We start from the raw sequence: 15,424 nt of genomic DNA on the forward strand, positions 1-15,424 counted from the left end.
ATTTGCGATCGCTTGTGGTTAATTGAGGATGAGTCAGATCCCGCAGACGATTTAATCACCTTGCTTCTCGGCAAACTCAACATCTTCGTAGAGCAGAGAAAGGGGAAACTTGAATTCGACACTGGCTATCAGGACTTCGCAATCTCCTGCATTCGATTCACTATCGTTTACATAAAAGTGAAATAATTCCCAATTTCCTCGTTCGTTGAGTCGATAGCATTCAACACTCATCTGGTCGGGGTCGATTAGCAGATACTCGCGCAGCGTCTCAATGCGGCGATAGTGTCTAAACTTTTCGCCACGGTCAACGGCTTCTGTACTAGGTGAAAGAACCTCAACAATTAAACAAGGATAGCGAATAAATTGACGAGCCAAGCGATCGCGTTCATCACAGGTGACGGAGACATCGGGATAGTGAAATGGCCCTTTGTCAGAAATGCCAACTTTAGCATCACTGGTCAGTACTTTACAGCCCTTACCTCGCAGGTGAGACTTGAGCAGGGCAGCTAAATTGACAGCGACTTGATTGTGGGGAATCGTCCCCCCAGTCATGGCAAACACATTGCCATTAATGTATTCGTAGCGGATGGGCTGCTTTTCCTCCCACGTCAAATAGTCTTGAGGTGTCATTCGTGGAAAGTCAGGACTTGCAACCATAGTTCTGCAATACCCTCATTTATTTCAACCTTAGCAGGCAAACGGCAGCTTGCTTTCAGGAAGGGATAACCCTCCGGGATGCTACGAAGATCGCTTCTCTCGTTATCACACATTAGTTGCCGACAGGTTGAAACCTGCGGCTATACAAACAAAGTGCGCCTACGCGCACTCATGAAATCTCTTAACCCGCGCAGGCGGGTTTGGTTTGTGTAGACGCGATTTCCAATCGCCATCTATCCTTCGCCTTTTGTACTTCGCCTTTTGTACGGAACAGGGTGCGATCGCATTGTAATTACTCCTAGAAGACCGACTTGAAAGCGCGAGCGTCGCATGAGCAGCAAAAGGGTGCAGTACTAAAGCTTTGCTCATTTATCTAGGGTATTATGAATAGATTAATGACCAAGTTGCTAAATTTACCTGGAGTGATAGTAGAAGATAATCAACAAACAGAAGACACATTAATTTTATTTGTAAAATCGGCTAAAAAAACAGCGGTTTGTCCCCGTTGTGGTCAAACAAGTCGTCATCTACATCGTTTTCAAGCAAGAGCTTTGCTTTTTTGGCATTTTCCTAAACTTTTAGCACAGTAAGTACGGAAGAACCAACTTGTCAAGATATATTACCTGCGATCGCGCATTTCTTCGCTGTGTAATTGACTTGATTACACAATCCCTGATTGACCCCTCCCCAACCCTCACTAAAGCTCCGGTCCCCTTATCAAGGGGAGGGAGCAAATCTCCTGTTCCCCCCTTAACAAGGGGGGTTAGGGGGGTTCATTCCAATTTGGCAATTTCTACCCTGTTTCAACTATGAATTCTTGGCTCAGAATGCAGCGTTGCCAACAACTCACTCTCCTGAATCGCCAACTCCTCCAACCGCGCTTTAACCACATTCCGCTCAAAATAAGTATCCGCGAGCACCCAATAAACTCCGTAGTGCCTCGCCTCAGATGCCATCAAACTCCGGTAAAATTCAGCTAACTCGCGATCGGGGCAGTGAGTCGCCAATAATCCCAACCGCTCGTGAGAGCGAGCTTCAATCAAGCCTGAAACCAGCAACGAATCCAACAATCGTTCCGGTTCATTCCGACGAACTAAAGCTGCTAATCCCCCACCATAGGGAGGTGCCGAAAGGGGAGCCAAAGGGATACCAAGCCTTTCCAGCCACTGATTAACCAGCTCAAAGTGTTCCAATTCCTCACGAGCGATCGCCGTTAACTGACGCACCAGTTGCGTGTTGGATGGATAGCGAAACATCAAATTTAGAGCAACTCCCGCCGCCTTACGCTCACAATGAGAGTGGTCGAGTAAAATTATGTTTAGGTGAGCGAGTGCTTGCTCAACCCACTCCCAACGAGTAGGCTGCTTCAGGGTGTTAATAACCGACAGTGTGGAAGAAGACACGGTTTTTCAGAAAATCAACTCAACTTAGAACAGGATAAAGGCTGGCTATGGTCAGGGATGCTCTTCAGTTTAAGGCACTTGAGCTTAAGGAACTATCTTGACAGCTTAAAGGTCTTTCAATGAAAGGCACACATCTGCTGCCCTTAAATGCATCATTTTAGAATACAGGGTCTCATGCCAAGCAAGACGTAAAACTTACAGATTCTCTCTTAGAATCAGAACTTCGGCTGTTGGCTCCTGTTTTAACTCATAAATAATTACTTTGGCTGAGAATCGTGCGGAATAATTTGGGCATACTGAGAACAGTAAGTATGCCTTGGTGTTCCTGACGACACTGACGCAAGCTAACTTCTAAGGGTGCTGCCTGGTATTGGTGCAATTGGATATTAAAAAAGCAAAAATGACCCATCGTCGTATTGTTATCGGTGACGTGCATGGTCACTATGACGCCCTGATGTCTTTATTGGATGCGATCGCCCCTACTGGCGACGACCAAGTTTATTTCCTCGGTGATTTGATTGACCGGGGGCCTCACAGCGCTAAGGTGGTGGAGTTTGTGAAAGAAAGCCCCTACTTTTGCTTGTTGGGTAACCACGAACAAATGTTACTCGATATTTTGGGTGATGGAGAAATCTATGGCCCTGCGCTGCAAGCATGGCTGTACAGTGGCGGTCATAGTACCGTTAACAGCTATGGCGAGGAAGGTGTACGCCAAGATCATATCGATTGGATGCGGACGCTGCCCACTTATATGGACTTAGGAGATACCTGGTTAGTCCATGCCGGAGTCCATCCCCGAATGCCCCTAGAGAAGCAAACCTCGGAGCAATTCTGCTGGATTCGTGATGAATTCCACAGTATGCCTCAGCCTTACTTCCCTAATAAACTCATTATCACAGGTCATACCATCACCTTTACCCTGCCTGGAGTACTCCCTGGCAAACTGGCCCAAGGACGGGGTTGGCTCGATATCGATACGGGTGCTTATCATCCCAAGAGTGGCTGGATGACGGCTGTAGACCTCACCAATTCCCTAGTGTATCAAGCCAACGTGTTTCGCCGCCGCCTGCGTAAATTACCCTTGGCGGAAGCGGTGACACGGGTCGAGCCTTCTAATATCCTCCCACGCCGCTCAGCAGTACGCTAGTGCAAGAAGGCAGAAGTCAGGAGGCAGAAGGCAGAAGGGATATTGCTTTTACAGTAAGCTTTTTAACCTTTTTGAACTGGTGGGTTATTTCCGCCCCGCTGCACTAGTGAGTACGGCTGCACTGAAAAAATCCCAAACAAAAGCCAAATTGATTTGGACATTCCCGTCCCTTAGAAGAGACGGGTTTTGCAGGGTGGGTTCTATAAGAGAGCGCGTATTTTACTTTTATAAGCGGTTGTATTTAAGCCATCTCCTGCATTTGCCCTTTGCGAGTCAATAGCTTGCTCTAACTGTTTAATGCGATCTGAGGTTGCCGGGTGACTACTCAAGAAAGTAGGAACAGAACCTCCAGCTTTAAGCAGCTTTTCCATAAAGGAAACCATCGCCGAGGGCGCATAGCCAGCTTTGGTCAAAGTATCTAATCCCATTTGATCGGCTTCAAACTCGTCCTTACGGCTGTTGGGACGCTTCAAAGCTAGTTCTACTCCAATATTGACCATCGTATTGCGGTCTAGTCCAGCGGCTGAAGCCACGCCTCTGGCGATCGCGGCCTGCCGCATTTGCCCAATGGAATGACGCCCAACAATATGACCAATTTCATGGGACATCACACTCGCCAACTCAGCTTCATTATCTGCGGCGGCAATCAAACCCGCATTGACGTAAACAAATCCCCCCATTGTGGCAAAGGCATTGATACTCTTATCATTAACCACCTGAAAGGTATAAGGGATATCAGGGCGTTTGCTCTGTTGTGCCAAGCGCTGACCAATGTCATTGACGTAGCGATTAATTTCAGAATTACGATAGAGCCTAATCTCGCTGCCGACTAGCTGGCTATTAATCTGCCTACCAATTTGAACTTCCTGATTATTGGAAATATTGGATAGCTGGATGACCTGAATCCCATTAAGAATCAGGTCAAACAAAGACGCTTGCGAGGCTTGGGCGATACCCAAGACCAGACTCAGCGACAAGACGAAGGATACGACGGCATATAAAAGGCGATGTCGATAATGATAGGAGCGTGAAGACAAAAACTTAAACATGGCGGATACGACTAACACAGCTATATTTAATCAGCTTAGAAAACCAAGACGTTCTTTGAGGGCGTTTAGTTGCCATTTTGGCCTGATCTCGTCACGGATTGTGCGGCGTATCCCAAAAAAAGTTGTTGAGTCGTAGGAGACCTTACTCTGTCCTCAAAACCTAGAGTAGCGACATCGCTTATCTCCTAATTTTTGGATAGGTCTATTCTCCCCAAAGCCATCATCGAGTCTGGTGAACCCATACTCTACAGGACGAGAATTTATGCCGCAAGGCAGACCCTATCCTGCTGATCTCTTGTAACAGTCGTGGTAACTTATCACAGGACTGTGATCATGAGCATCTCGCTAGCCTTTTCATCAATTGTGCTAGAGAATGCTTCTTTGATGGTTCGCTTGGCAAAGACACACGCACGACGTTTCATGGCTATTTTGGATTCTAAAGGACGTTTATTTGGTAAGGTGAGCATTCTCGACGTGGGTGCTGCCTTGGTGATTTTATTAGTGATTGTGGGTATCTTTTTCTTTCCCGGCACCACCGGATCTGTAGCGCAAATTGGCGGTGCAACGAAACCCGTAGAAGTGGATTTGATTGTTCGGGGTCTTTCTGTTCGCGATCCCGACGCCTTACTCAAGCAATTTGCGGAGCAAAAGACGACTAATATCATCATTCGCAATCAACCCTACGGTCAGGTTGATATTAAGTCTGTAAAGACACTGCCATCAATGTTAGCCGTACCACAGCCAGATGGCTCTGTCAAAGAGCTACCCGATCCGAGGTCTAACTCTTTTAGTACTGATCTGACGATGACCTTGGTCGGTAAAGGACAAATTACCAAAGATGGGCCAGTGTTGGGTAATAGCAAAATTAAAATTGGCACGCCAGTGGAGTTGGAGGGCATGGATTACAACTTCAGAGCTAGCGTCATTGAAGTCAGAGTGAAGTAAAAAAAGCTAAAGAATGAAGATGAAGGATGAAGTATTAGTTTTCTGGGTTAACAATTTGCCATAGGCTTAGCCTGTAGACCACTTCATACTTCGTCCTTTATTCTTTTCTAATCCCCAGCCGTGGAATCAAGAGATTTTAAATATCGCCGAATTAAACCAATGGTTACCGCAGGCAGTTCTAACTGAGGTGTCAACCCAACATCATCAAGAGTTTGAAAAATGCGGATAGCTTTTGGATTGAGTGAGGCAAGGCGTTGACCAATTTCTGGTCCTGTAAATTGGGATTTTTGTCCCCAAATCATGGCAGTGGGGGTAGTCAATTGTGGTATGTATAGCGATAAGTCAAAGCATAAATCTCCGCGCACAAAGGCCAGTGCAGCATATTCAGCATTCGGCTGCTGGGCTGATTCTAAATAGGCGTTAACGATTTCTTCGTAAACTCGGTTACTTTGGGCAAATTGCCGACCTTCTAAGAAGCTGCGAATTCCAGTGCTGTTGGCAACACCTGTGCTGTAGATAATACGGTCAAGAATTGGGGTGCTGACCAACTGAGCAAAAAAGCTGCGCGTGTAGTTTTCCCCAAAATCTGATAATCCTGCGGGTGTCGTGAGAATTAGGCATTTAAATAGCTCAGGACGAGCAATCGCCGCTCGAATTGTAAACGCGGCTGTCAACGAAGAGGCGACAACAGGCGTTGGTGCTGTACAAGTCTGTTCAATGAACTCTATGATTGTAGTAATGTAGTCATCTATTTTGTAATTCCGTTCAGGGTGCGCTGAACGACCCCAACCGATTAAATCGGGTGCAAGAATTTTATACTCAGTCGCAAAGGCTGGGTATACCTTTGACCATTCATAGGCAGATGAACCACCGCCAAAGCCATGCAAGAACACTAAGGATGGCCGATCGGGGTCGGCGGCTTCGGGTTCCTGCCAGGGTTCCCCATCGGCGGTGTAATACACCATTCGTCCCAGGGAGGTCACCACGGAGTGCTGCTTAAAACCATTTGGCTCAATCATGCCCAAACCTCATCACTACTGCCATCATCCCTGATTTTGGCGTAAGACCACTTCTTACTCTTGGTTGATTCTTGGACACAACTAGAGTAGGGGAACTTGGAACACTAACATTTCATCAAAATATTTTAGAGGAGTGAGAGCTTGTCCTAAAAAAGTACTAACTCAAATCAGTAATTCTTTCAAAGACTGTTGTAGTCTTGAGTGTCGGCTTTTTTCCGGAACAGTATTTTCTTGCCAAGGAAAATAAATCAGAATGAATAAAATCTTTCCCCAATGCTGATTTGAGAAGTTGGATGATGCAAAGATGTTTCTGGCTTGAGGGATGGCTGGCTCACGTAAAAACAAAAAATGTTCGCTGGTTCCGCGTCAACTCCGTTGACGGTCATGCGGTTTTTGAGAAAGTGCATTCATATTAGTGCTATGGCAATACAGTGCAGTATCCAGTTGGATGAAGTCAGCAATTCTAATATTTTTGACTCGGAAACTGACTTAAAGGAGCCGCAAGCCGTAATTGCTTCTCCGGATTGGGACGTAGCTGAATTTGACTCTAATTTAGTCGTGATAAGACCTTCTAGCATCTGTCTTAACCTGGAAGACTTAAAATGCTTTGAAGTTGTGGATCGCCAGTTTCACCACTATGGGATCACCTTTGAAAATGCGATCGCTCTACAGCCCTCAAACCCAGCCTATCCTCCCCCCCAGACTGGGACTACGGTACTCATGGGAGCGCCTAAAAGTGGTTGGCTGGAAGTCGCCTTTTTAAACCCTGTTCATCAGTTCTGCTGCCATGTCACTAGTTCTCAGCGGATGCTGCTATCTGCCTACGATCACCAGAACAAACTCCTGATTCGGAGCTCTCTGAGCAAAGCCAACTTAGCCGGTTCTGATTCGCCCATTCCCCCCAATGCCTCATTCAAAATCGAGGTACCCAATATTTCTCGGATTACCTTCTATGCCTTCGATGGTCAACTGACTTTATCTGACTTAAGTTTTTCTCTATAACCTATATTTCGCAACCTTCTTGGAGGATAGCGTCTCCCACTCCGCTCATTGATCGAACCGACCCGCTTATCGCCTATGATTAATTTGATTACTAGGGTGGGAGCAACTCCTCCACTCAAGCGAAAGTATTGAAAGTTGGTTGATGGCAAAAGTCAAAAGTCGAACGTTTAAGCCTCTTAATCCAAGACAGTTACGTGAACCTGGGGGCTGGCTGGTTGGTCTAGTCGTTGTTGTAGCAATGCTTTTTTTGCATTGGAAGCTTCTGCTGGCGACAAGTATCGGTGCGTTGGTCATGATGCTAGTCTACAGGATGCAAGAGTGGGACTGGCAACGTTACTGGTCGAGTTTAAGCCAGTTTCTGAGTGGCTATAATCAGCCGTTAACTCTAGCTGTTGGTAGTGGTGCGATGGCTACCCTTAGTACCTACATGGTAATTTCCATTTGGGTGGACTCTGATAGCCCTTGGATTGCAGCGAGTACAATTCTTCAAATTTTGGGCACCCTAACCATTCTCACCCTGTTCGTTTGGCAATCGCTCAACCGCCCAGCGAGTCAGAATGGGGTTAACCGGGATCAGATGCTTAGTGATCTCACCGATGCTAACCCAGTTAAGCGCTTAGTCGCCGTGCAACAGCTAAGCCAGTGGGGAAAAGACCCCTTCTTACACCCGTCAGAACGCTGTATCGTAGCTGATTGTTTTCGCTTGATGTTAACTCACGAGCAGGAAGCCGTCATTCGAGGAGCTGTTCTCGATGGTCTTCAGGTACTAGACCATAACCGGATGTTAGGGAAAGGCTCTCAGCCTTTGCAAGTCCCCATGGCTTTGAAGCCCTCTGCTGATAAACTCCATCGCTAATCAATGGGATCAATTAGAGATTCGATTTTACTTTGCCCCCTCCCTGCTTCCATCAGGGTTTGGATGGGGTGATTCGAGAATTACTGTATCGGCTCAGCTTTGGTCACAGAGGCATTGTTAACTCCCAGAGTGAGCTGCAAAGGTTTACGGGAAGGATAGGCTCTGGCGACCTGTCGGTAAACATCGTAGTTAGTCGGTAGTGTTACCGTCTGTTCATCTTGTTGATAAGTCATTTCATACTTCACAGTACGTAATAGTTCCGGTTTGCTTGGCTCTTCCCCAGGCTTTTGCCGTTGTTCGACTTCATCGATACTGGGTCGTGGCGGCAGCTTCGACCACCATAACCCTTTGTCATCCGGTCCAATGACCGCCTCTTTGGGTTTCTCGCCATTGCGGTTGAGTAGGGAATTTGAGGCAAACTCTTCAAATCGCGGCTGCTTTTCATTCCCAGGGCTAGTAGAATACTGGACTTGCCAGGTCAAGGTGGTGAGTGCAGTGGCTTCATACTGATTGGTGGTCACCGTGTCACAACTGCTCAGAGTGACTGCCACACAGCAGCTCACCAAAAACCAAAAAAGCTGGCGATACTTTAGGTAACGGCTGACGCTGAAATTAAGACTCTCTAACTTCACCTGACCTCTAGTAACTCAGAAAAAACAACCGAATGCAGCTTGCTCCGCTTTACCCTATTGTGTACAAAATTCTTCAACCGTTGTTTCCCAGTTGTCTTTGGGCGGGAACGAGCGAGTCGCGAACCATCGCCCTGACCTTTGATGATGGCCCCCATCCCCAGTACACCATAGAACTCCTGCAAGTTCTAGACCACTACAACATTAAAGCGAGTTTTTTTTGGTTGGGTGCTTGTGTCGAGCGGGCACCTAGCGTTGCTCAAGCCGTTTATCAGCGGGATCACTGGATTGGGTTACATGGATATTACCATCACTCTTTTCCCTTGCTCTCGCCGGAGGCACTCCAGCAGAGTTTGGCGAAAACTCAAGAAGCGATTCGCGCCGCGCTGGCGACTGCGACAGATGACACGAAAGCTTGCTACTTCGACCCCGACAACATTCGAGACGTTCGCCCTCCCAATGGTTTGTTTACCCCCCAGACTTTGAGTTTATTGCACCAGTGGAATTATCGACCCGTCATGTGGAGCGTTGTACCGGAAGATTGGGAGCGTCCTGGCATTGATGTCGTCGTGCAGCGAGTTTTACGGCAGGTTCGCAACGGGTCGCTGATTGTCTTACACGATGGTTATTACGGAGGACCGGATGTGGCTGAAACAACAGCTCAGTTAATTCCTCGGTTATTACAGCAAGGTTATGATTTCATCACAATCGACCAATTATGGCAACGTTCTCCTGTCTAAGGTGAAGTCATTTTTGTCATGTTGAAGCTATTCACAATTTTTTTTACTCCCGATCTTGACCCAAGTGCTAAGTTTGTGTGTTAGAACAGTTGTTTTACGGATGTCTTACACAAACACATCTTTGTTGGAACTGTACCTGTCTCCAGTTAGAGAAAAATGTCCCCACGTCGAAAATTTTCGCTAACGTAGTTACAGAAGAGGTCAAAATAGAACATTTGTACCATAAAACTCGTATCACTATGGATTTCAAGCTCTCCTCTTACTGTCATCTATCCTCTGAATTCATTAAAATGGCTTAGTGTATTTCAGCTATTTATCTGGGGTCATCAAGATTGAAGCTAGAGTAAATTTAGGAAATATTGGCCCCCCAAGGAGAGAGTACTCCAATTTCCGAACCGAAAGGCTACCCGAAAAGTAGCGACAACCCTCCCATTACATTTGATAATGATAATGATCTCGAATCAGCTTGTGAACACAGCATAGGAGAATCGGAACCTATCTAACACCTGCCGAGCGAGTATTTGGCGCAAGCCCAGGACAAGGGAACTCAAGCAAAAGGAATTGACGATGGGTGCATTAATTCCAGTGACATTAGCTTTGTGTAAAAGCAATTTGTAAATTAGATTCATCACCTTGAAGATTGAAGCTAAAACCCAAGTCCAAATTTGGTAATTAAGGCTACAATCAAAAAGTCTCAAGAGAAGCCAGCATTCAAACTTACTGTAAGCGAGCATTCGCGAGAACGTTGAGAAGCGAAAGTAGATACCGAATCTAACGGGTCGAACTCAGCGATCAAAGAAGACCTAGAATGCTACAGAAAGTGACTCACTGGCTACGCTATGTAAGTAGATTAACAAACACTATCTACTGGTCTTTAATTGAAGGAGCATGAGGAAAAAGGCATGACCCAGGCAAACGACGTACTCGCAACACTAACTCAACCCGAAAACGAGTTTGAATTCTTGATCGAGGATGAAGCGAACCGAGACGAGCTAGTGGACGCTCAACCGGATGAGGAAGACGGTAAGCCTGGAAAGGTGCGCTCTACCCGTCGTCGCGCACAAGCAAAGAAAAAACACTATACAGAAGATTCAATTCGCCTGTATCTGCAAGAAATCGGTCGAATTCGGTTATTGCGAGCAGATGAAGAAATTGAGTTGGCTCGTAAAATTGCGGACTTATTAGAGTTAGAGCGTATACGCGATCGCTTGTCTGATCAATTAGAGCGAGAGCCACAAGATAGCGAATGGGCAACCGAGGTGAACATGCCTCTGCAAGCCTTCCGCCACCGCCTTTATGTAGGGCGCAGAGCGAAGGACAAAATGGTACAGTCTAACCTGCGTTTGGTTGTTTCCATTGCCAAAAAATACATGAATCGAGGGCTTTCATTCCAAGACTTGATTCAAGAAGGTTCTCTGGGTTTAATTCGCGCCGCTGAGAAGTTTGATCATGAAAAAGGATACAAGTTCTCCACCTATGCAACTTGGTGGATTAGGCAGGCCATAACCCGTGCGATTGCCGATCAGTCCCGCACGATCCGCTTACCTGTTCACCTGTACGAGACGATCTCGCGGATCAAAAAAACCACTAAAATCCTCTCTCAAGAAATGGGTCGTAAGCCCACTGAAGAAGAAATTGCTGATCGCATGGAAATGACGATCGAGAAGCTGCGATTCATTGCTAAATCAGCCCAACTCCCCATCTCCCTCGAAACACCGATCGGGAAAGAAGAAGACTCCCGCCTTGGAGACTTCATTGAAGCCGATGGCGAAACCCCAGAAGATCAAGTCTCCAAAAATCTGCTTCGGGAAGACCTCGAAAGCGTTCTTGACACCCTTAGCCCCCGTGAACGTGATGTTCTCCGCTTGCGTTACGGGTTAGATGATGGACGCATGAAGACCTTAGAAGAAATCGGTCAAATTTTCAACGTCACTCGCGAACGAATTCGGCAAATTGAAGCCAAAGCGCTCCGCAAACTGCGCCATCCCAATCGCAACAGTATTCTCAAAGAATACATTCGCTAAATAGCGGGTCACGAAACTGGTGCTAAACGAGAGGAGCGACTTTAATGCCGCTCCTCTTTATTAATTATTAATTAATCCTGTACAATAATCTATCAAACATTGAACTTGCATAGAGGTAACCGCTAACATCCTGAACCACACAGGGGTTTGCTTTTTTCACTTTTTGATATTTTTCCTAGGCTTGCCCAAAAAGCGAATTACCAACAAGAAAACTGGGTGCTTGCTAATAAACACCCAGCCAACGAATTGAGATTGACTCCAGATTGTGTGCTGTAGGGATTACAGCAGACCCCAGAAGTGCAATACACCTTGACCTGTAACGAACTCAGTAATTAGAGCGGCAACGAAGCCAATCATGGCTAAACGACCGTTCCAATTCTCTGCTTGAGGAGTAAAGCCGAATTTGGCATCGTTGCGACTTTCGCCTTGCATAGTTTTTGCTCCGTTGGTAACTTTTGTAAACTTGTATGTAAACTAATGTAACCAATGGTTGGCAAAACGGCAAGGATCTGGTCTGTCAATCTGAATAGATTCTGTTTAAGGTATGCATAAAGGTTGAGATAGGTGATTGCCTACAAGAGCCACTGCTCTAGATGCCGCGACTTATCAAGAAAGGGATTATGTCTATCATCGCTTCCCAACTACCCGCTCGATTGGACTATTACTACCACCAATTTAAGGCGGTCATCCTAAAACGCCAAAACCCGATAACGGGTTTATTGCCCGCCAGTACAGCGATTAATGCCCACGGCGACTACACCGACGCCTGGGTACGGGATAACGTTTACAGTATTTTGGCGGTTTGGGGACTAGCCTTGGCGTACCGCAAACTCGATGCAGACGGTGGGCGTACCTTTGAACTGGAACACAACGTTGTCAAACTGATGCGGGGACTGCTGTTCTGCATGATGCGGCAAGCTCACAAAGTGGAACGATTTAAAGAAACTCAATCCCTAATGGACGCCCTGCACGCCAAGTACAATACCAGCACCGGCGACGTGGTGGTGGGCGATGACCAGTGGGGTCACTTGCAACTCGATGCAACGTCCCTGTTCTTGCTAATGCTGGCTCAAATGACAGCATCAGGACTGTACATCATCTATACCATCGACGAAGTTAGCTTTGTCCAAAACCTTGTTTATTACATCGGTCGGGCGTATCGTACACCCGATTACGGCATCTGGGAGCGAGGAAATAAGGTCAATCATGGCAATCCGGAACTCAACGCGAGTTCGGTTGGGATGGCCAAAGCGGCATTAGAAGCAATTAATGGCTTAGATTTATTCGGTGTTCGGGGTTCAGCCGCGTCTGTGATTCATGTATTACCCGATGAAATGGCGCGATCGCGGATTACACTAGAATATCTCCTGCCCCGTGAGTCCGGTTCCAAAGAAACCGATGCGGCTCTTTTAAGTGTGATTGGGTTCCCCGCCTTTGCCATCGAAGACGCCGAACTCATCGAACGCACCAAGAACGACATCGTCAAGAAGCTAGGGGGAGGATACGGCTGTAAACGCTTCCTGCGAGATGGTCACCAAACCGTTTTAGAAGATACCACACGCCTGCACTACGACCCCTGGGAACTGCAAAAGTTTGAGCATATCGAGTGCGAGTGGCCTTTATTTTTCTCCTATCTTGTTCTCGATGGGCTATTTCGGGGAGACACCGAACAAGTTCAGAACTATCAAGCGCGTTTAGAAAGTTTGTTAGTTGAGCGAGACGGACTCAAACTGCTCCCCGAATTGTATTACGTGCCCCAGGAGAATATCGAAGCAGAGCGAAAGTCTCCTCGTAGCCAAAAGCGTGTTCCTAACGAAAATGTGCCTTTGGTGTGGGCGCAGAGTTTGTACTACTTGGGTCAGATGCTGAGTGAAGGGCTAATCGCACCTGGAGACATTGACCCCTTGGGGCGTCATTTATGCATCGGGCGTCATCAAGACCCGGTGGTACAAATTTCTCTACTCGCTGAGGATGAAGATTTACAGGCTGAACTAGCCACTTACGGGATTGCCACGCAAACCCCCAAACAGGTAGAGCCAATGCAGGTGCGTCAGGCGATTGAGTTGTCAACGGTTTATGCTCAAATGGGGCATTGTGATGCACTCTCGTTAACAGGACGCCCGGTGCGACGTTTGCGAAGTCTGACAACGTCGAGAATCTTTCGGATTGGGCAAGAGACGATTGTGTTTCTACCTGCGTTTTTGGATCAGCAGCAGTTTTATCTGACTCTGGATTACCATTTTCTGGTGGATCAGATTAAAAGTGAACTCGCCTACATTCAGCGCCACTGGAGTGAGCTCGGTCGTCCAACGATGACGCTGTTGTTAACTCATACAATGTGGGAAACCAGCCGGGAAGCGGTGGAGGATAGGCACAGAGGAACAGAGGAAGAAAATTTCTCAATTTCCCCTCCGAAATTCCAAGATTCACCCCTTTTAGAGCTAATTCAGCAGCTAAAAGAAGGTTGGTGTGACGGCGTTCGGGTCAAGTTAGGGCGTCTTAATCAATTGTTACTCACCGCTGGAATTGAGCGCATTGATTTTCTACAAGAGTTTGAATTTACCCAATCAGCAGTCAAAGATGCGATTCCGCGTCAATATTACCTCACCAGTCGTCCTGGAAAACATGGGCCATTAGGTCATACTCAGGAATTTTTACTGGAGTGTGAAACGAATCTGGGGTTATTGCTGGATAGTTTGCGGGAATCGGATAACCTCTATGAACAAATCGAGTTGTTGCGTACCCTGAAACGTCTGCGGGGATTAGATTTCGATACGGGATTTGGCGGGCCAGGACCACGGGTGACGGTGGCGGATTTGCTGAATGAAGTTTACCTCAAAGCGGGTACGGAATCGGTTTCTCCTTACTGGGCGGTGGTGCGTCAAGCCGCTGGTTTGCTGAACAAGGCGGATATCAGTCTGTCGGATGCGGTGACGGAGATGTTGGTGCGCGGGAAGCAGATTACGGTGGGAAGAGCTTATAGTGAGGCATCGCTGATTAAAAATCCCATGTCGCACTTGGAACTTCAAGCGAAGATTGATGAATTCTGTCGGGAAGATATTCGCGATCGCGTTTTGACCCAAGAAATTCTGATCTATCTGGGTATCATTATCAAGGCAGAACCCTCTTTACTCAAGGGTTTGCTCACGCTACGAGTGGGGTACCTGATTCTACTCTTAACCAGCGAACTGGCGGCTGAATTAGGGGTGACTCAAGATGAAGCTTATGAGCGACTCATGCACTTAAGTCCGTTTGAAATCAAGATGCGGTTACGCTCTTGTTTAGTGGGATATGAGGGCATGAACCAAAAGCTGCGTCAACAAGAATCATTACACGTCAAGCGGCTTAATCAAGAGATTAATTGGGGTGTCCTATCGGGCGAAAGGGAGGAGACGGAGGAGACACCCACCGTTGGCAGTTGGGTGAGAAAGCGGCAGTTAGATGGTGCAGCCGGTCGGGTTCCCAAAAACTTCTATCCTAGTGTTTGGCTCGTGATGAAACATTGTAGGGGTTTGGTGATTGGGGATAAGTTAGAGCGTCGTAATCGCTTGGACAGCGCCCCGATCCTCTCCGAGATGACACCAGGGGAAAAGAATTTTGCCTTGCGGGTGGAGCATTTGCTCAATAAGATTGAAGCGCCAGAATATCGGCAAGTCAATATTGAGGCATTGATGGAACTGGCGGCGATCGCAGAACGCAATCCTGAGTTACAAGTGGAAGAGTATATTGTGTTCGATGTTCTCATCGGTCATGCTGTACGCTTGGCCTGGTTGGAGCGATTCCCCGAAAAAGCAGATCGATATGATGAGTATAAGGCGGCGGCTTGGCGTGCCTTTTACGATACTTCACCCACTGAGTGTGCGGGACATATCCTGAAGGCGTTCCGTTTCTTGACTCAGGTGGGACAAGCAACGGCTGTTTAAAGCCAATGATATTGAGGAGGGTGAGGGAGT

At 47.0% G+C, this 15,424-nt stretch carries 15 protein-coding genes; 8 read left to right on the forward strand and 7 right to left on the reverse strand.

Annotated elements, in window-relative coordinates:
• Nucleotides 1-51: 51 nt before the first annotated feature.
• Nucleotides 52-657 carry a Uma2 family endonuclease gene (locus tag MIC7113_RS19345; RefSeq protein ID WP_015183859.1) on the reverse strand — a complete coding sequence of 202 codons (606 nt, stop codon included), beginning with the start codon at nt 655-657 and terminating at the stop codon, nt 52-54.
• 395 nt (nt 658-1,052) lie between these two features.
• On the opposite strand from MIC7113_RS19345, the gene MIC7113_RS19350 reads away from it, so the two are divergent.
• Nucleotides 1,053-1,247 carry a hypothetical protein gene (locus MIC7113_RS19350; RefSeq protein WP_041780129.1) on the forward strand — a complete coding sequence of 65 codons (195 nt, stop codon included), beginning with the start codon at nt 1,053-1,055 and terminating at the stop codon, nt 1,245-1,247.
• Nucleotides 1,248-1,460: 213 nt separating this feature from the next.
• Here the strand turns inward: MIC7113_RS19350 and miaE are convergent, their stop codons facing one another.
• Together miaE and MIC7113_RS36645 are read right to left on the reverse strand one after the other, a co-directional pair.
• Nucleotides 1,461-2,060, reverse strand: coding sequence for a tRNA-(ms[2]io[6]A)-hydroxylase (miaE, locus tag MIC7113_RS19355; RefSeq protein WP_015183861.1), 600 nt, complete (start codon nt 2,058-2,060; stop codon nt 1,461-1,463).
• Nucleotides 2,061-2,307: 247 nt separating this feature from the next.
• Nucleotides 2,308-2,469, reverse strand: coding sequence for a hypothetical protein (locus tag MIC7113_RS36645; protein WP_155898051.1), 162 nt, complete (start codon nt 2,467-2,469; stop codon nt 2,308-2,310).
• On the opposite strand from MIC7113_RS36645, the gene MIC7113_RS19360 reads away from it, so the two are divergent.
• Complete coding sequence (locus MIC7113_RS19360; RefSeq protein WP_015183862.1) at nt 2,461-3,207, forward strand: metallophosphoesterase family protein; 747 nt, start codon at nt 2,461-2,463, stop codon at nt 3,205-3,207. The two genes, MIC7113_RS36645 and MIC7113_RS19360, sit on opposite strands and share 9 nt — an antisense overlap.
• A gap of 200 nt (nt 3,208-3,407) precedes the next feature.
• Here the strand turns inward: MIC7113_RS19360 and MIC7113_RS19365 are convergent, their stop codons facing one another.
• Nucleotides 3,408-4,256 (reverse strand): M48 family metallopeptidase, encoded by an 849-nt coding sequence (locus tag MIC7113_RS19365; protein WP_015183863.1) that lies wholly within the window; start codon nt 4,254-4,256, stop codon nt 3,408-3,410.
• A gap of 420 nt (nt 4,257-4,676) precedes the next feature.
• Between MIC7113_RS19365 and MIC7113_RS19370 the strand changes: the two genes are divergently transcribed.
• A complete protein-coding gene (locus MIC7113_RS19370) occupies nt 4,677-5,201 on the forward strand; it encodes a DUF4330 domain-containing protein (protein WP_041781032.1) in 525 nt (174 codons plus the stop codon).
• Nucleotides 5,202-5,308: 107 nt separating this feature from the next.
• Here the strand turns inward: MIC7113_RS19370 and MIC7113_RS19375 are convergent, their stop codons facing one another.
• Nucleotides 5,309-6,220, reverse strand: a complete 912-nt coding sequence (locus MIC7113_RS19375; protein WP_015183865.1) for an alpha/beta fold hydrolase — start codon at nt 6,218-6,220, stop codon at nt 5,309-5,311.
• Between the two features lie 348 nt (nt 6,221-6,568).
• On the opposite strand from MIC7113_RS19375, the gene MIC7113_RS19385 reads away from it, so the two are divergent.
• Together MIC7113_RS19385 and MIC7113_RS19390 are read left to right on the forward strand one after the other, a co-directional pair.
• Nucleotides 6,569-7,222, forward strand: coding sequence for a hypothetical protein (locus MIC7113_RS19385; protein WP_226883460.1), 654 nt, complete (start codon nt 6,569-6,571; stop codon nt 7,220-7,222).
• Nucleotides 7,223-7,364: 142 nt separating this feature from the next.
• Nucleotides 7,365-8,078 (forward strand): hypothetical protein, encoded by a 714-nt coding sequence (locus tag MIC7113_RS19390; RefSeq protein WP_015183867.1) that lies wholly within the window; start codon nt 7,365-7,367, stop codon nt 8,076-8,078.
• An 80-nt stretch (nt 8,079-8,158) separates the two neighbouring features.
• On the opposite strand, the gene MIC7113_RS19395 is transcribed toward MIC7113_RS19390, so the two are convergent.
• The gene (locus MIC7113_RS19395; protein ID WP_226883462.1) at nt 8,159-8,629 is read right to left on the reverse strand and encodes a hypothetical protein; all 471 of its coding nucleotides are present in this window, start codon (nt 8,627-8,629) and stop codon (nt 8,159-8,161) included.
• Nucleotides 8,630-8,742: 113 nt separating this feature from the next.
• On the opposite strand from MIC7113_RS19395, the gene MIC7113_RS19400 reads away from it, so the two are divergent.
• On the forward strand, nt 8,743-9,447 hold the full coding sequence (locus MIC7113_RS19400; RefSeq protein WP_015183869.1) for a polysaccharide deacetylase family protein: 705 nt from the start codon (nt 8,743-8,745) through the stop codon (nt 9,445-9,447).
• A 902-nt stretch (nt 9,448-10,349) separates the two neighbouring features.
• Nucleotides 10,350-11,471: an RNA polymerase sigma factor RpoD gene (gene rpoD / locus MIC7113_RS19410; protein WP_015183871.1), complete on the forward strand. Its 1,122-nt coding sequence runs from the start codon at nt 10,350-10,352 to the stop codon at nt 11,469-11,471.
• 279 nt (nt 11,472-11,750) lie between these two features.
• On the opposite strand, the gene MIC7113_RS19415 is transcribed toward rpoD, so the two are convergent.
• On the reverse strand, nt 11,751-11,903 hold the full coding sequence (locus MIC7113_RS19415; RefSeq protein WP_015183872.1) for a chlorophyll a/b-binding protein: 153 nt from the start codon (nt 11,901-11,903) through the stop codon (nt 11,751-11,753).
• A gap of 188 nt (nt 11,904-12,091) precedes the next feature.
• Between MIC7113_RS19415 and MIC7113_RS19420 the strand changes: the two genes are divergently transcribed.
• A complete protein-coding gene (locus tag MIC7113_RS19420) occupies nt 12,092-15,394 on the forward strand; it encodes a glycoside hydrolase family 15 protein (RefSeq protein WP_041780134.1) in 3,303 nt (1,100 codons plus the stop codon).
• The last annotated feature ends 30 nt before the right edge of the window (nt 15,395-15,424 follow it).

Origin of the sequence: Allocoleopsis franciscana PCC 7113 (assembly GCF_000317515.1) — a bacterium.
GTDB lineage: Bacteria > Cyanobacteriota > Cyanobacteriia > Cyanobacteriales > Coleofasciculaceae > Allocoleopsis > Allocoleopsis franciscana.

Excerpts from the sequence above, each read along its gene's own strand:
- MIC7113_RS19345 (WP_015183859.1), bottom strand. The coding sequence starts at position 657 with ATGGTTGCAAGTCCTGACTTTCCACGAATGACACCTCAAGACTATTTG.
- MIC7113_RS19350 (WP_041780129.1), top strand. The coding sequence starts at position 1,053 with ATGACCAAGTTGCTAAATTTACCTGGAGTGATAGTAGAAGATAATCAA.
- MIC7113_RS19360 (WP_015183862.1), top strand. The coding sequence starts at position 2,461 with ATGACCCATCGTCGTATTGTTATCGGTGACGTGCATGGTCACTATGAC.
- MIC7113_RS36645 (WP_155898051.1), bottom strand. The coding sequence starts at position 2,469 with ATGGGTCATTTTTGCTTTTTTAATATCCAATTGCACCAATACCAGGCA.
- MIC7113_RS19365 (WP_015183863.1), bottom strand. The coding sequence starts at position 4,256 with ATGTTTAAGTTTTTGTCTTCACGCTCCTATCATTATCGACATCGCCTT.
- MIC7113_RS19370 (WP_041781032.1), top strand. The coding sequence starts at position 4,677 with ATGGCTATTTTGGATTCTAAAGGACGTTTATTTGGTAAGGTGAGCATT.
- MIC7113_RS19375 (WP_015183865.1), bottom strand. The coding sequence starts at position 6,220 with ATGATTGAGCCAAATGGTTTTAAGCAGCACTCCGTGGTGACCTCCCTG.
- MIC7113_RS19385 (WP_226883460.1), top strand. The coding sequence starts at position 6,569 with ATGTTCGCTGGTTCCGCGTCAACTCCGTTGACGGTCATGCGGTTTTTG.
- MIC7113_RS19390 (WP_015183867.1), top strand. The coding sequence starts at position 7,365 with ATGGCAAAAGTCAAAAGTCGAACGTTTAAGCCTCTTAATCCAAGACAG.
- MIC7113_RS19400 (WP_015183869.1), top strand. The coding sequence starts at position 8,743 with ATGCAGCTTGCTCCGCTTTACCCTATTGTGTACAAAATTCTTCAACCG.
- rpoD (WP_015183871.1), top strand. The coding sequence starts at position 10,350 with ATGACCCAGGCAAACGACGTACTCGCAACACTAACTCAACCCGAAAAC.
- MIC7113_RS19415 (WP_015183872.1), bottom strand. The coding sequence starts at position 11,903 with ATGCAAGGCGAAAGTCGCAACGATGCCAAATTCGGCTTTACTCCTCAA.
- MIC7113_RS19420 (WP_041780134.1), top strand. The coding sequence starts at position 12,092 with ATGTCTATCATCGCTTCCCAACTACCCGCTCGATTGGACTATTACTAC.